Genomic DNA, 14,777 nt, shown 5'->3' on the forward strand with positions numbered 1-14,777 from the left:
GCGTGTTTCCCCCGTTGTGGTTCGGACCCGGGGCGGCGCGCCGCCCCGGGTCGTCGTGTCACGGCGTCATGGTGAACCGCCGTCGTTCGTACCGGAGTTGACGGCCGTGGGCACCGTCCGCCACGGCGCGAAGGCGCTCGCGTCGCGGGGCAGGAGAGGTGCCAGCTCCGGGCAGTGGCGCTGGACCACCGTGTTCATGCCGCCCTTCTCGACCCAGTCGATGCCGAGCGGTGTGTAGACCTCCGGCCGGTAGTCGACCGTCAGGAAGCGGTCGCTCTGCAGCCGTCGGCTGGCCATCAGGATGAAGATCCGGAAGGCGGTGTCGCTGAAGCCGAAGCCCTCCGGCGGGTTCTCCGCGAACAGCCCGATCACGGTGTCGATCTCGTCGACGTCCCGGTAGACGTCCTTGAGCCGGGCCAGCGTCTCGGGGTTCTCGGTCAGCTCCTCGAAGGAACGGATCCGCCCCCGGTGCAGCCCGGCCCGGAAGTCGTTGTAGCGCGGCACGCCCCGCCTGCGCGTCCGGACCAGGTCGACGACCGACAGATCGATGATCTCCCCGTCCCGCTCGAAACGCTGGAGCGAGCGCGGGAAGTTGTGCAGGGTGATCGCGCCGGGGTGGGCGATCCCGAACGAGTACAGCGCGTTCGCAAGGCCCGTCTTGCGGATCTGCGCCTCGGCGGCCCCGCCCTGGATGTCGAGGAAGCCCACCGTCTCCAGCCGCCGTCCGAACTGGTGCTCCCGCAGCTCGAAGTCGTCCGGGATCAGCGGATGCATGCGGTAGACGGTGGTGAAGTCCTCCGTCAGCGAGTACGGCGCCGCGTGGTGGTCCGGCAGCGTCTTCGGGATGCCGGTGAGCGAGTGCGACTCGAACAGCCACAGGCCCAGCTGGTTGAGCCAGTTCCTCGGCGGGCCCGACCAGTTGGTGCGCAGCGCGATGTCGATCGCCTCGGTGGCCAGGATCGCCGGCGTCCACTCCACGGTGTGGATCTTCGCGATCAGCGCGGAGACGACGAGCCGGGCCGTCTGGTAGACCTTCTCCTCGCTCATCGAGGGGTACTCGGCCCGCAGCGCGTCGCAGACCGCGTTGTGCTCCCGCGCGAACAGGGTGTGCATCGCGCTGAGCCCCATCCACCAGCTCTCGTTGAAGCCGGTGAGCGGGACACCGTTCGTCCCGCCCGGCAGATGGCCGTCCTCCAGGCGGAGTTTCGCGCCCCCGTCCGGCTCGCGCAGGAACCGCGCCGTCCCCTCGTTCTCGCCGTACACCTCGGAGCCGTCCCACCAGTGCGAGGCTGAGTTGGCGAACAGGATCGGCGGGCGCCCGGGCACCTCCAGGCCCTCGTTCTCGGCGAACCGCATCACCCGCTCGGTCGGCCCGCCGGGCACGTTCTGCCAGGTCCCGTCGTAGCCGGGCGGCAGCGGCACCTCCACACTGCGGTCACCGGTCCTGTACCGCCGGTGGTTCACCCAGTCGTGCACCTGGAACTGGATCCACGCCGCCGCCAGCACATTGAGCGAGGTCGCCGGCACGAAGCTCTCCCGGTGCAGCAGCTGCCTGCTGACCGTCACCGGGTTCGGTGTGTCGAAGGTGTCCGGCCGGTAGTCCGGCTTCAGGTTCCGTCCGAAGGCGGCGCCCACCGCGCCCATCGCCGGCTCCGACAGGTCGTTGTACGTCCCGTCGTACGACCGCTCCGTGCGCAGCCTCTCCGGGACCGGCTCCGGCACGGGCTGCGCCGCCGGCGGAGCCTCGCGCACCTCGGTGTCGATCAGGTTCCGCCGGCGCAGCACCTTCCTCAGGAACACCAGGTTCAGCAGGCTCAGGGACAACGGCAGCCGGTGCCACGGCACGGCACGGTTCAGCAGCCCCAGGGCGGGGCCCACGACACGGCCGAGCAGCTTGTTGCGCAGGGGTTCCTCGGTGACGAAGCGCTGCCCGAGACGGTGTGCGCCACTGGCCCGGTACGCGGCTTTCCGGGCCCGGTTGATATGGCCCAATGGCCGGAAATCATCGGTCGTGTACCAGGGGTTGAAGGTCAGCTCCTCGATCCGTCGCGCCGCCGCCCGCGCCTCGGCTCCGTCCAGCTCCTGAGCGGGGATCGTGAGCCGGGCGATCGGCACCGCCGGCGCCACCGCGTCCTTCCACTCCACCGCCGCGTCCTCGATCGGGGTGCGCCGCTCGTCCACGTACCGCTGCACGCACAGGTCGAACGCCACGTCCGCCTGCCCGAGCCGCCGCGCCAGCTCCCGGTGCAGGAAGTCCGGGTCCCGGCGATCGGGCGCGGCCGCCGCCGGTGTGCCGGGCGCGGGCCGCAGCAGATACCGCACCGGCCCGGCCTCGCCCCACAGGATGGCGCCCCGGCTCCAATAGGTCTCCGTGGCAAGGGAATTGACGGTACGTCGGGTCGCCGCCGTCACATTGCGCCGCATCCGCGCGGCCGTCCCGGGCCCCACGGCCAGTGGCAGCTTCACGAACAGCCCGAGGGCCTTCCGCAGCGGAGTGCGGGCCCCGGCCATGGCCTTGGCGAACGCCACGAACTCCCGGGCGTCGCTCGCGTGCGACACCGGGAAACTGGTCGCCAGCAGGTCATGGCTCACCCCCTCCGCCACCCGCACCCGCACGGCCGCGCCCCGCAGGTCCGGCGAACCGTCGCCCTGCCGGATCCCGCTCGCGTTGGACAGCCGGACGACGGCCGGATACTCGGCACCCGGCTGCGCGAAACCGGTCCGCAACGCCACCGGCAGATCGTCGTGGAACCGCAGCCGCGCGTTCTCCACCCCCAGCGGTGCCTTCGCGTGGAACGCCCGCGCGACGCCTCCGCCCCCGGCCCGCCGGTTCCTGACCTGGACCTCCATCAACTCCCGGGCCAGCCGCTCGAACACGAGCCGTTCGGCCTCGGGGCTGCCCCCGTCGTAGCGCTCGTACCGCTGATCGTGCTGCCCGGTCTCGGCCATCGGCGTCTCCTTCGTGCGGACGCGTACGGATGCGTACGGAGGCATATGGATGCGTGGGAAGACGTAGGCAATGCGAGCGCAGTGCATACGGACAGAGGCCGCACGCTACCGGCGGCGGGGTTCCGGCCACAGCGACAGTTCACGCCATGTACACATCTGACAATAATGCGGGTGAACATCGCATTCCGCCCGGCGAAGGGGAGCGAAGGCCCCGAGGAGGCCCCCGCAGCACACGGCGGACGCGGCTAGCGTGATGCGCATGACGAACGACGGGGCGAGCCCGGACTCCCAGGACGACGGCGACGTGCTTCCCGGCGGCACGGTGAACGCGGGCGCGGTCGTCCGGCGGGGCTCCCTCGTCGACCGCCCGGCGCCGCCCACCGCGCCCGCCCTCCACGCGTATCTGCGCGCACTGCGCCGACGCGGATTCACGGGGGCGCCGCTGCCCGTCGGCCGCACACCGGAGGGCCGCGAACAGCTGACCTTCGTCCCGGGTGACGTGGCGCTGCCGCCGTTCCCCGCCTGGGCGCTGACGGAGCCGGCCCTGACGTCGGTGGGGCGGCTCCTGCGCGGTCTGCACGCGGCGAGCGCGGACATCCCCGTCGACACGCGTGCCGCATGGCCCCGGGAGCTGTCCGACCCCGAGGGCGGGCCGATCCTCTGCCACAACGACGTCTGCCCCGACAACGTCGTCTTCCGCGACGGCCGCGCCACCGCCCTGATCGACTTCGACCTGGCCGCACCGGGCCGACCGGTCTGGGACGTGGCCATGGCGGCCCGCTACTGGGTGCCCCTGCTCGACCCCGAATCGGCGGCCCCCCTCTACCCGGGCGGCCCCCTGGACGCGCCCCGGCGCCTGCGCGTCCTCGCCGACGGCTACGGCCTGTCCTCGGCCGACCGCGCCCTCCTGCCCGCCGTCGTCCACCAGGCCACGGAGGCCTGCCGGGCCTTCGTGGCCGTGCGCGTGGCCGGCGGCGACCCCGTCTACCGCCGGGTCCTCGCGGAGCGCGGCGGCTGGGCCCGCTGGGACCGCGTCCGGGCCTGGCTGAAGACCCACGAGGAGGCCTTCACCACCGCCCTGCTGGCTTGAGCGGCCCGCGCCCCCGAAGGGGCGCGGGGCACCGGGCGCGACCGGCCACGACGCTCCGGAACACCGCCACGCGCCGGAGCCGGTCCGACTGCCCCGCTACCGCTACCGCTACCGCTACCGCTACGGCTTCGCCTCGACCGCGTGCCCGCCGAACTGGTTGCGCAGCGCGGCGATCATCTTCATCTGGGGGGAGTCGTCCTGGCGCGAGGCGAACCGGGTGAACAATGACGCGGTGATCGCCGGCAGCGGCACCGCGTGGTCGATGGCCGCCTCGACGGTCCACCGGCCCTCACCGGAGTCCTCGGCGTAGCCGCGCAGCTTCTGCAGGTGCTCGTCCTCGTCGAGCGCGTTGACGGCGAGGTCCAGCAGCCACGAGCGGATCACGGTCCCCTCCTGCCAGGAGCGGAACACCTCCCGCACGCTCGTCACGGAGTCGACCGCCTCCAGCAGCTCCCAACCCTCGGCGTACGCCTGCATCATGGCGTACTCGATGCCGTTGTGGACCATCTTGGAGAAGTGCCCGGCGCCGACCTTGCCGGCGTGGACATAGCCGTACGGCCCCTCCGGCTTGAGCGCCTCGAAGATCGGCTGGAGCCGCTCGACGTGCTCCTCGTCGCCGCCGACCATCAGGGCGTAGCCGTTCTCCAGACCCCATACGCCCCCGGAGACACCCGCGTCGACGAATCCGATGCCCTTGGCGCCCAGCTCGGCGGCGTGCTTCTCGTCGTCCGTCCAACGGGAGTTGCCGCCGTCGACGACGGTGTCGCCCGGCGACAGCAGCTCCGCCAGCTCGTCGATGACGGACTGGGTGGCGCCGCCCGCCGGGACCATCACCCACACGACCCGCGGCCCGTCGAGGCGGTCGACCAGTTCGGCCAGGCCGCCCACGTCGGAGACCTCGGGGTTGCGGTCGTAGCCGATGACGGTGTGGCCGGCGCGGCGGATGCGCTCGCGCATGTTGCCGCCCATCTTGCCGAGGCCGATGAGACCCAGCTGCATCGTTGCCATGTCAGTTCACCTGTTCCATGAGGGAGTCGAGCGAAGGCGTGTCAGTCGTCGGCGGCGGGCTGCCCGTCGCCCCCACCGCCGCTCAGGGCGACGGCGTACATCTCGTCGGCGTCGAGGCGGCGCAGCTCCTCGGCGATCAGCTCGGACGTGGCGCGCACCTTCAGGGCGAGGGTGCGGGACGGCTGCCCGGGCAGGGTGAGCGTGGCGAGCGGGCCCTCGGGGCGGTCGATGACGACCTCGCCCCTGGCGGTGCCGAGGCGCACGCCCGTCACCACCGGCCCGGCGGTCAGGACCCGCTCGACGGACACGCCGAGCCGGGCCTCCAGCCAGCGGGCCAGCAGTTCGGCGCTCGGGTTGTCGGCCTCGCTCTCCACGGCGGCGGAGGTGATCGTCTCCTTCGCCTGGTCGAGGGCGGCCGCCAGCATGGAGCGCCACGGCGTGAGCCGGGTCCAGGCGAGATCGGTGTCGCCGGGGGTGTAGGAGGCGCGGCGCTGCTCCAGCGCGGCGAGCGGCGACTCCACGGCGTACATGTCGGTGATCCGGCGCTGGGCGAGCGCGCCCAGCGGGTCCTTGGCCGGGTTCTCCGGCGCGTCCACCGGCCACCACACCACCACCGGCGCGTCCGGCAGCAGCAGCGGCAGCACCACGGAGTCGGCGTGGTCGGACACCTCGCCGTACGTCCGCAGCACGACCGTCTCGCCGGTGCCCGCGTCGGCGCCGACCCGCACCTCGGCGTCCAGGTGCGACTTGGTGCGGTCCTTCGGGGTGCGGGCGTGCCGCTTGATGACGACCAGGGTGCGCGAGGGGTGCTCGTGCGAGGCCTCCTCGGCGGCCCTGATCGAGTCGTACGCGTTCTCCTCGTCCGTCACGATCACCATCGTGAGGACCATGCCCACGGCGGGTGTGCCGATGGCGCGGCGGCCCTGCACCAACGCCTTGTTGATCTTGCTTGCCGTGGTGTCAGTCAGGTCGATCTTCATGGCCTGCGCCAGCTCCGTCCGTCTTGTGCGAGCATCTCGTCCGCTTCCGCGGGCCCCCAGCCGCCCGAGGCGTACTGCGCGGGCCTGCCGTGCCCCGCCCAGTACTCCTCGATCGGATCGAGGATCTTCCAGGACTCCTCCACCTCCTGGTGGCGGGGGAAGAGGTTGGCGTCGCCGAGCAGCACATCAAGGATCAGCCGTTCGTACGCCTCCGGGCTGGACTCCGTGAACGACTCGCCGTACGCGAAGTCCATCGTGACGTCCCGGATCTCCATCGAGGTACCCGGCACCTTCGAACCGAAGCGCACGGTCATCCCCTCGTCGGGCTGCACCCGGATGACGATCGCGTTCTGCCCCAGCTCCTCGGTGGCGGTGGAGTCGAACGGGGAGTGCGGCGCGCGCTGGAAGACGACCGCGATCTCGGTGACCCGGCGGCCGAGCCGCTTGCCGGTGCGCAGATAGAACGGGACGCCCGCCCAACGGCGGTTGTCGATGCCCAGCTTGACCGCCGCGTAGGTGTCCGTGGTGGAGGACGGGTCGATGCCCTCCTCCTCCAGATAGCCGAGCACCTGCTCACCGCCCTGCCAGCCGCCCGCGTACTGGCCGCGCACGGTGTGCCGGCCCAGGTCCTCCGGCAGCCGCACCGCCTTCAGCGCCTTCAGCTTCTCGGTCAGCAGCGACTCGGCGTCGAAGGCCGCCGGTTCCTCCATGGCGGTCAGGGCCAGCAGCTGGAGCAGGTGGTTCTGGATGACGTCCCGGGCCGAGCCGATGCCGTCGTAGTAGCCCGCCCGGCCGCCGATGCCGATGTCCTCGGCCATGGTGATCTGCACGTGGTCGACGTAACTCCGGTTCCAGATGGGCTCGTACATCTGGTTGGCGAAGCGGAGCGCCAGGATGTTCTGGACGGTCTCCTTGCCGAGGTAGTGGTCGATGCGGAAGACCTGCTCGGGGTCGAACACCTCGTGCAGCACCGCGTTCAGCTCGCGGGCGCTCGCCAGGTCGTGGCCGAACGGCTTCTCGATGACCGCGCGCCGCCAGGAACCCTCGGGCGGGCTGGCCAGACCGTGCTTCTTGAGCTGCTTGACGACCTTCGGGAACATGCTCGGCGGCACGGAGAGGTAGAAGGCGAAGTTGCCGCCGGTGCCCCGGGAGCCGTCCAGCTCCTCGACGGCCTCGCGGAGCCGCTTGAACGCCTCGTCGTCACCGAAGTCGCCCGGGATGAAGCGCATCCCCTCGGCGAGCTGCTGCCAGACCTCCTCGCGGAACTCGGTGCGGGCGTGCTCGCGGACCGCGTCGTGCACGATCTGCGCGAAGTCCTCGTCCTCCCAGTCCCGGCGGGCGAACCCCACCAGCGAGAAGCCCGGCGGCAGCAGACCCCGGTTGGCCAGGTCGTACACGGCCGGCATCAGCTTCTTGCGGGACAGGTCACCGGTCACCCCGAAGATGACGAGCCCGGACGGGCCCGCGATCTTCGGGAGCCGGCGATCGCCCGCGTCCCGGAGCGGGTTGAGCCACTCGGCGGTCATTCCGCATCAACTCCCTCGCTGTTCAAGGCCTTGCTCACCGCGGTGCCGGGGCGGCCGTCGACGGCCGCCCCGAACGCTTCCGTGGTCACAGTGATCATCTTCCTTCCCGGCGCGCGTCAGCCGCGGACGGCGTCGGGCCGCGTCGTGCCGTCGAGCGCCGCCCGCGCCGCGGCGACGACGTTCTCGGCGGTGAAGCCGTACTCGGCGAACAGGGTCTTCGCGTCGGCGGAGGCGCCGAAGTGTTCGAGGGAGACGATGCGGCCGTGGTCACCGACGTACCGGTACCAGGTCAGGCCGATCCCCGCCTCGACCGCCACGCGGGCCCGCACGGACGGCGGCAGCACGCTCTCGCGGTATTCTCGCGGCTGTTCCTCGAACCACTCCACCGACGGCATCGAAACCACCCGGGTGCCGACCCCCTCGGCCTCCAGCCGCTCCCGCGCGGCCACGGCCAGCTGCACCTCGGAGCCGGTGGCGATCAGGATCACCTCCGGGGTCGCGGTCGAGGACTCCGCCCGGACGTAACCGCCCTTCGCCGCGCGGGAGTCGGGCGCGTACGTCGGCACGCCCTGGCGGGTGAGTGCCAGCCCGTGCGGGGCCGGGTTCGTGGTGTGCCGCTTCAGGATCTCGGCCCAGGCGATCGCCGTCTCGTTGGCGTCGGCCGGGCGGACCACGTTCAGGCCGGGGATCGCGCGCAGCGAGGCGAGGTGCTCGACCGGCTGATGGGTGGGACCGTCCTCGCCGAGACCGATGGAGTCGTGCGTCCAGACGTACGTCACCGGCAGCTGCATCAGCGCGGACAGGCGCACGGCGTTGCGCATGTAGTCGGAGAAGACCAGGAAGGTGCCGCCGTAGATCCGGGTGTTGCCGTGCAGCGCGATGCCGTTCATCTCCGCGGCCATGGAGTGCTCGCGGATGCCGAAGTGGATCGTGCGGCCGTAGGGGTCCGCCTCCGGCAGTGGGTTGTCCGCCGGGAGGAACGAACTGTTCTTGTCGATCGTGGTGTTGTTCGACCCGGCGAGGTCGGCGGAGCCGCCCCACAGCTCGGGGATCACCGCGCCCAGCGCCTGGAGGACCTTGCCGGACGCGGCACGCGTCGCCACGGAGGTGCCCTCCTCGAAGACGGGCAGCGCGCGCTCCCAGCCCTCGGGCAGTCGGCCTGCGACCACCCGGTCGAAGAGCCGGGCCCGTTCGGGGGAGGCGGCGCGCCACTCGGCGATCCGCTTGTCCCAGGCGGCGTGCGCCTCGGCGCCCCGGTCGAGGGCGCGGCGGGTGTGGGCGAGCACGTCGTCGGCGACGTCGAAGGTCCTGTCCGCGTCGAAGCCGAGGACGCGCTTGGTGGCGGCGACCTCGTCCGCACCGAGCGCGGAGCCGTGGGAGGCCTCGGTGTTCTGCGCGTTCGGGGCCGGCCAGGCGATGATCGTGCGCATCGCGATGATCGAGGGACGCGAGGTCTCCTCCCGCGCGGCCGTCAGCGCGTCGTACAGGGCGTGCACGTCGATGTTGCCGTTGAAGGCCGGCTCGATCCGCTGCACGTGCCAGCCGTACGCCTCGTACCGCTTCAGCACGTCCTCGGAGAACGCGGTGGCCGTGTCGCCCTCGATGGAGATGTGGTTGTCGTCGTACAGGAAGACGAGATTGCCCAGCCGCTGATGGCCCGCCAGGGAGGAGGCCTCGGCGGAGATGCCCTCCTCCAGGTCGCCGTCGGAGACGATCGCCCACACGGTGTGGTCGAACGGGGAGGTGCCCTCGGGAGCGTCCGGGTCGAACAGACCGCGCTCGTAGCGGGCGGCCATCGCCATGCCGACGGCGTTGGCGACCCCCTGGCCGAGCGGACCCGTGGTGGTCTCGACACCGGCGGTGTGCCCGTACTCCGGATGACCCGGCGTCTTCGAACCGTGCGTCCGGAACGCCTTGAGATCGTCCAGCTCCAGCTCGTACCCGGCCAGGTACAGCTGGGTGTAGAGGGTCAGCGAGGTGTGGCCGGGGGAGAGGACGAAGCGGTCACGGCCGGTCCACTCGGGGTCCGCCGGATCGTGACGCATCACCTTCTGAAAGAGCGTGTATGCGGCGGGCGCGAGGCTCATCGCCGTACCCGGATGGCCGTTGCCGACCTTCTGCACGGCGTCGGCGGCCAGCAGGCGGGCGGTGTCGACGGCGCGTCGGTCGAGTTCTGTCCAGTTCATCTTCAAGAAGTCCTCGATGAGACGGCGGAAAGTTTCTGGCGTCTTCAAAAGTAAAAGTCTGACTTTTTGGGGGCGAGGTGGTGGTGTGCCAGCCTTCGGTGAAACTGGGACACCGACGACGCGACGGCGAGGACATGACGGACAGAGACTTCCCCGACGGCGGCCGGATCAAGACCTTCCCGTTCCCCGCCGACCGCGGCCTCTCCGGCGTCGGCATGCGGATCGGCCCGATGGACGGCCGTGGCCCCTGGCGCGCGGACATACCCCTGGAAGGGGTGCACCGCATCGACTTCCATGTGGTGATGCTGTTCGAGGCCGGCCCGGTGCACCACATGATCGACTTCACCGAGCACGAGGCGGTCGCGGGCGAGCTGCTGTGGATCCGGCCGGGGCAGGTGCATCGCTTCTCACAGACCACCGAGTACCGCGGGACCGTCCTCACCATGCAACCGGGCTTCCTGCCGCGCACCACCGTCGAGGCGACCGGCCTCTACCGCTACGACCTGCCGCCGCTGCTCCGCCCCGACCAGGCCCAACTCGCGGGTCTGCGCGCCTCGTTGACCCAGCTCGAACGAGAGTACGTCGACACCGTCACCCTGCCGCCCGCCCTGCACACAGCCGTCCTGCGGCACTCCCTGACGGCCTTCCTCCTGCGCCTCGCCCATCTCGCCGCCGGCTCGACGGCGGAGGAGGAGCACCGGCCCGACGACACCACCTTCACCCGCTTCCGGGACGCCGTCGAGCGGGACTTCGCCGTCAACCACAGCGTCAGCGCCTACGCCGACGCCCTCGGCTACTCCCGCCGCACCCTCGTCCGCGCGGTCCGCGCGGCGACCGGCGAGACCCCGAAGGGCTTCATCGACAAGCGGGTCGTCCTGGAGGCGAAGCGGCTGCTGGCCCACACGGACCTGCCCATCGGCCGGGTGGGCGTCGCCGTCGGCTTCCCCGACGCGGCGAACTTCTCCAAGTTCTTCCACCTGCACACCGGCACCACACCGGTGACGTTCCGGACGGAGATGCGGTGACACACGACGAGGGGCGGGCCCACCGCCGTGGAGCCCGCCCCTCGTACAACACGCCTGTCAGCGGCCGAAGTTGAACCAGTTCACGTTCACGAAGTCCTGCGCCTGACCACTGGTGAAGGTCAGATAGACGTCATGGGTGCCGGTCACCCGGCTGATGTTCGCGGGCACCGTCCGCCAGGACTGCCAGCCCCCCGTGTCGGCGATCGAGAAGCTGCCGACCGGCGCGTTCGAACGGCTGTCGAGTCTGACCTCGACCAGGCCGCTCACCCCCGCGTTGGCGCCGGAGGCCACCCGGGCGACGAACTGCGTCGCGGCGGTGGAGCCGAAGTTCACGTTCTGATAGAGCGCCCAGTCGCCGTTGGCCAGCGCGCCGATGTTCTGGCCACCGCCGGTGTCGGTCGTGGTCTCGGTGAGGGTGCCGCTCTGGCCGTTGTACGACTCGGCCTGGATGGCGCTGTACGCGTCCCGGGTGCCCGTCGGCGGCGGGGTGGTGGTGCCCCCGCCGGCCGACAGCACCTGCACGTAGTCGACGACCATCGGCACACCGGAGCGGGTGTCACCGTCGAGCCCGCCGCCGAACGCGTCGGGGAAGGCGCCGCCCATCGCCACGTTCAGGATGATGAAGAACCCGTGGGCGGTGGCGTTGGTCCAGGTGGTCGCGTCGACCTGGCTGGCGTTGACCGAGTGGAACTGGGTGCCGTCGACCAGGAACCGGATCGTCTCCGGCGTCACCGAGCGGTCCCACTCCATGGTGTACGTGTGGAACCCGGACTGACAGGTCGTACCCGGGCACGCCGTGGAGTTGCCGATGCCGGTCGTCTCGTTGCACGGGCCGCCGGGGTTGGTGCCGCAGTGCATGGTGGCCCAGACCTGGTTGCGGCCCTGCACGTTCTCCATGATGTCCAGCTCGCCGACGCTCGGCCAGTTCTGGTAGTTGCCCCGGTAGGGCGCGCCCAGCATCCAGAACGCGGGCCAGTAGCCCTCGGCGGCCGTTCCGGTGACGTTCGGCATCTGGAGCCGGGACTCGACCCGCAGCTTGCCGCCCGCCGGGGGCTGGAAGTCGGTGCGGTTGGTCTCGATCCGCCCCGAGGTCCAGCGCCCTGCCGCGTCACGGATCGGGGTGATGCGCAGATTGCCGTTGCCGTCGAGGGAGACGTTGGCGGTGCTGTTCGTCATCGTCTCGACCTCGCCGGTACCCCAGTTGGCGGGCCCGCCGGGGTACGAAGTCCCGGTCGCGTACTGCCAGTTGGAGGTGCTGACGCCGGAGCCGGCGGCGCCGTTGAAGTCGTCGACGAAGACCTGCGTCCAGCCGGCGGGCGGGGTGGGTGCGGCGCCCTGCGCGGTCGTCGCCCAGGCCGTGGCCAGCGCCAGCGCGGTGGCCACGGCGAGGAACGCGCGCCGGAGCGGGCGGCGACGGCGCAGGGGTGTGCCGGTGCCGGGTGTGTCGGGTGTGCCGGGTGTTTCACTCATGGCGGCCTCTTCGGTGTACGGAGTGAAAAGCGCGAGTGGGGGAGCGCTCCGTGGAGTCCCGTCCTGAGAGCGCTCTCAAACAAGAGCGTGCGGTCAATGTGCGCTCCGGCGCTGCGGGCGTCAAGAGTTAAAGCGGAGAAAGTCCTTGCGGGAGCGCCGAGTTCATGATGTGAAGACGGGGCGTCTCGGGCGGTGACCGCACCCGCTCCACGTCATGACGGTTCGTCAGTCGGCGAAGGTCGACACGGTCGACCCGGTCTTCATCGGCTCGTCCGGGTTCACCGAGAACGCCATGTTCCCGGCCGTCGCCACGATCGCGTCGTCCACGAGCAGCACCCGGGGCGGGGTCTCGGTCGCGATGTCCCCCGGGTCGTCGAGCGCGTCCGTGCGCCAGACCTCGGCGCCCGTCCGGCTGTCCAGGGCCAGCAGCCGGCCGAACCGGTTGGCGAAGTAGATCTCGTCACGGGCCGCCGACACCACCGGCGCGGACAGGTTCTCCATGTCGGTGGTCCGCTCCCAGAGCACCTTGCCGCTCGCCGCCGACACGGCGGTGACCGACCCGCTGGTCCGCACGAAGTACACGACCCCGTCCACGAGCGTCGCCGCACCGCGCAGCGCGCGCTTCAGCGGGATGCGGGTGACCTTCCCGGTGTCCGGGTCCACCCGCAGGAACGCGTCGTACGGCCGCTCGTACCCCGCCTGGTAGACCTCCTCGGTGGACTCCGCCTTCAGGAACAGCGGCCGTCCGCCGACCGCGCCCAGGGCGAGCGACTTCTCCGGCAGGGGGCTGCGCGCCCGCGGTGTGCCGTCGTCCGGATCGAGGCGTACCAGCGTGAACGGGCGGGTGTCGAGGAAGTCGTCGCCCTCCCAGCACAGTTCGTAGGGCTCGCCGCCGAGCACCGAGGGGACGCAGTTGATCCCGGCGGGCTCGGACGTCCGCCACAGCTCCTTGCCCGCCGTGTCGTAGGCGATGACGTCGTAGTGGTCGGGTGCGAGGGTGAGTACGCCGCCGTCGAAGAGGGGCGCCACCTCGCTCGCGCTGATGGGCCGGGACCACCGCTGCTTCCCGGTGCGGGTGTCCAGGGCCACCAGGCGCCGCTGCGTGCTGTCGGGTTCCGTGTAGACGAAGACGAGGCCGTCCCGTACGCCGATGGGCCGCGCGGTCTGCGGGAGTCGGCCGTACCGCCATCCCGTGTCGCCGGTGGCGGCGTCCACCTTCCCGACGAGGAAGCCCGTACCGCCGCAGTACAGGTCCGTGCCGTCCGTCCGGCAGCCCGTGTCGTCGTAGTTGACCGGGATGTAGTCGGCGGGAAGGCCGCTGTCGGCCCGCAGTCGTGTCTGCCACGGCCGCCAGCCCTCGGGGAGCGACGCGGAACGGTGGTCCACGGCGGCGCCGGTGCCGGTCGCCGTCGTGCCGTCCTCGGCGCCGGGGTGCAGGAGCAGCGCGGCGCTCAGCGCGGAGACGGTCAGGACGGCGCCGAGCCCGACGAGCAGCAACCGCCGTCCCGCACGGAGTCCGGGACGGCGTTCCCGTGCCGGTCGGCTGTCGGCCGGTCGGCCCAGCGGTGCGCCGTCCACCGGCCGGGGGTCCGGCAGACGGTCGTTCTCGGTCGTGTCGTCCGCCCGCCCGGCGTCCGTACGGTCCGGGTCCGGTCGGCCAGGCGTCGGCGCGGTGCCCTGGGTGCCCTTCGTGGGCGAAGTCGCCGATCTCAGGAACAGGCCGTGCAGTTCGGTGAGGTCCGGGCGGGTCGCGGGGTTCTTGTCCAGGCAGCGTTCGGCGACGGTCCGCAGCGGTTCGGGCACCGCGTCCAGCTTCGGGGCCTCGAACATGACCTGATAGCCCGCCAGATAGGGGCTCTCGGCCTTGAACGGGCTGTGCCCGCTGGCCGCGTACACCAGCAGCGAGCCCAGCGAGAACACGTCCGACGCGGCGGTGACGTCCCTCGGCGAGCGCAGTTGCTCCGGTGACATGAACGGCGGCGTGCCGATCACCCGTCCGGTCACGGTGAGCGGCAGGTTGTCGCCGGCGCGCGAGATGCCGAAGTCGATGACGCGCGGGCCGTCCTCGGCCATCAGCACGTTCGCCGGCTTCAGGTCCCGGTGCACGACCCCCGCCCGGTGGATGTCGCGCAGCGCCTCGACGAGCCCCAGCGCGAGGGACCGGATCCGCTCGCCGTCCAGCGGGCCCTCCTCGCGCACCAGGTCGGAGAGCGTCGGACCCGGCACGTACTGCGTCGCCATCCATGGCCTGGCGGCCTCCGGATCGGCGTCCACCACGGCGGCCGTGAACGCCCCGCTCACCCGGCGCACCGCCGCGACCTCCTGACGGAAACGGGAGCGGAACTCCTCGTCGTCGCGGTACTGCGTGTGCACCAGCTTGAGCGCGACCAGTCGCCCCGACGCGGACCGCGCGCGGTAGACGACCCCCATGCCGCCCGAGCCGAGCCGGTCCTCCAGGACGTATCCGCCTATGACGGTGGGATCGTCGTCCCTCAGCGGCATTTCCCACCACGCTCTTGTCCGTACGACAGCCCCGCACGGAG

General features: G+C 71.4%; 9 protein-coding genes. 2 read left to right on the top strand and 7 right to left on the bottom strand.

The features are described from left to right. Nucleotides 1–66 precede the first annotated feature (66 nt). Entirely contained in the window at nucleotides 67–2,949 is a 2,883-nt protein-coding gene (locus ACZ52C_RS15355; protein ID WP_469075180.1) for a peroxidase family protein, read from the bottom strand. A gap of 259 nt (nucleotides 2,950–3,208) precedes the next feature. Between ACZ52C_RS15355 and ACZ52C_RS15360 the strand changes: the two genes are divergently transcribed. Continuing rightward, nucleotides 3,209–4,039, top strand: a complete 831-nt coding sequence (locus ACZ52C_RS15360; protein WP_469075181.1) for a phosphotransferase enzyme family protein — start codon at nucleotides 3,209–3,211, stop codon at nucleotides 4,037–4,039. A 120-nt stretch (nucleotides 4,040–4,159) separates the two neighbouring features. On the opposite strand, the gene gnd is transcribed toward ACZ52C_RS15360, so the two are convergent. The 4 genes from gnd to tkt form a co-directional block, all read right to left on the bottom strand. Then, nucleotides 4,160–5,038: a phosphogluconate dehydrogenase (NAD(+)-dependent, decarboxylating) gene (gene gnd / locus ACZ52C_RS15365; protein WP_469075345.1), complete on the bottom strand. Its 879-nt coding sequence runs from the start codon at nucleotides 5,036–5,038 to the stop codon at nucleotides 4,160–4,162. A gap of 50 nt (nucleotides 5,039–5,088) precedes the next feature. Continuing rightward, nucleotides 5,089–6,027 carry a glucose-6-phosphate dehydrogenase assembly protein OpcA gene (gene opcA / locus ACZ52C_RS15370; protein ID WP_469075182.1) on the bottom strand — a complete coding sequence of 313 codons (939 nt, stop codon included), beginning with the start codon at nucleotides 6,025–6,027 and terminating at the stop codon, nucleotides 5,089–5,091. Further along, nucleotides 6,024–7,553, bottom strand: a complete 1,530-nt coding sequence (zwf, locus tag ACZ52C_RS15375) for a glucose-6-phosphate dehydrogenase (RefSeq protein WP_319106345.1) — start codon at nucleotides 7,551–7,553, stop codon at nucleotides 6,024–6,026. Before zwf ends, opcA begins: the two co-directional genes overlap by 4 nt. A gap of 116 nt (nucleotides 7,554–7,669) precedes the next feature. Continuing rightward, the gene (gene tkt, locus ACZ52C_RS15380) at nucleotides 7,670–9,739 is read right to left on the bottom strand and encodes a transketolase (RefSeq protein ID WP_469075183.1); all 2,070 of its coding nucleotides are present in this window, start codon (nucleotides 9,737–9,739) and stop codon (nucleotides 7,670–7,672) included. A gap of 134 nt (nucleotides 9,740–9,873) precedes the next feature. Between tkt and ACZ52C_RS15385 the strand changes: the two genes are divergently transcribed. Further along, nucleotides 9,874–10,764 (top strand): helix-turn-helix domain-containing protein, encoded by an 891-nt coding sequence (locus ACZ52C_RS15385; RefSeq protein WP_469075184.1) that lies wholly within the window; start codon nucleotides 9,874–9,876, stop codon nucleotides 10,762–10,764. 57 nt (nucleotides 10,765–10,821) lie between these two features. Here the strand turns inward: ACZ52C_RS15385 and ACZ52C_RS15390 are convergent, their stop codons facing one another. After that, nucleotides 10,822–12,234 (bottom strand): glycoside hydrolase family 16 protein, encoded by a 1,413-nt coding sequence (locus ACZ52C_RS15390; protein ID WP_469075185.1) that lies wholly within the window; start codon nucleotides 12,232–12,234, stop codon nucleotides 10,822–10,824. Between the two features lie 225 nt (nucleotides 12,235–12,459). After that, nucleotides 12,460–14,736 (bottom strand): serine/threonine-protein kinase, encoded by a 2,277-nt coding sequence (locus ACZ52C_RS15395; RefSeq protein WP_469075186.1) that lies wholly within the window; start codon nucleotides 14,734–14,736, stop codon nucleotides 12,460–12,462. Nucleotides 14,737–14,777 lie beyond the last annotated feature (41 nt).

The organism is Streptomyces sp. NPDC034049 (assembly GCF_055575575.1).

Excerpts from the sequence above, each read along its gene's own strand:
- ACZ52C_RS15390 (WP_469075185.1), bottom strand. The coding sequence starts at position 12,234 with ATGAGTGAAACACCCGGCACACCCGACACACCCGGCACCGGCACACCC.
- gnd (WP_469075345.1), bottom strand. The coding sequence starts at position 5,038 with ATGCAGCTGGGTCTCATCGGCCTCGGCAAGATGGGCGGCAACATGCGC.
- zwf (WP_319106345.1), bottom strand. The coding sequence starts at position 7,553 with ATGACCGCCGAGTGGCTCAACCCGCTCCGGGACGCGGGCGATCGCCGG.
- ACZ52C_RS15355 (WP_469075180.1), bottom strand. The coding sequence starts at position 2,949 with ATGGCCGAGACCGGGCAGCACGATCAGCGGTACGAGCGCTACGACGGG.
- tkt (WP_469075183.1), bottom strand. The coding sequence starts at position 9,739 with ATGAACTGGACAGAACTCGACCGACGCGCCGTCGACACCGCCCGCCTG.
- ACZ52C_RS15395 (WP_469075186.1), bottom strand. The coding sequence starts at position 14,736 with ATGCCGCTGAGGGACGACGATCCCACCGTCATAGGCGGATACGTCCTG.
- ACZ52C_RS15360 (WP_469075181.1), top strand. The coding sequence starts at position 3,209 with ATGACGAACGACGGGGCGAGCCCGGACTCCCAGGACGACGGCGACGTG.
- opcA (WP_469075182.1), bottom strand. The coding sequence starts at position 6,027 with ATGAAGATCGACCTGACTGACACCACGGCAAGCAAGATCAACAAGGCG.
- ACZ52C_RS15385 (WP_469075184.1), top strand. The coding sequence starts at position 9,874 with ATGACGGACAGAGACTTCCCCGACGGCGGCCGGATCAAGACCTTCCCG.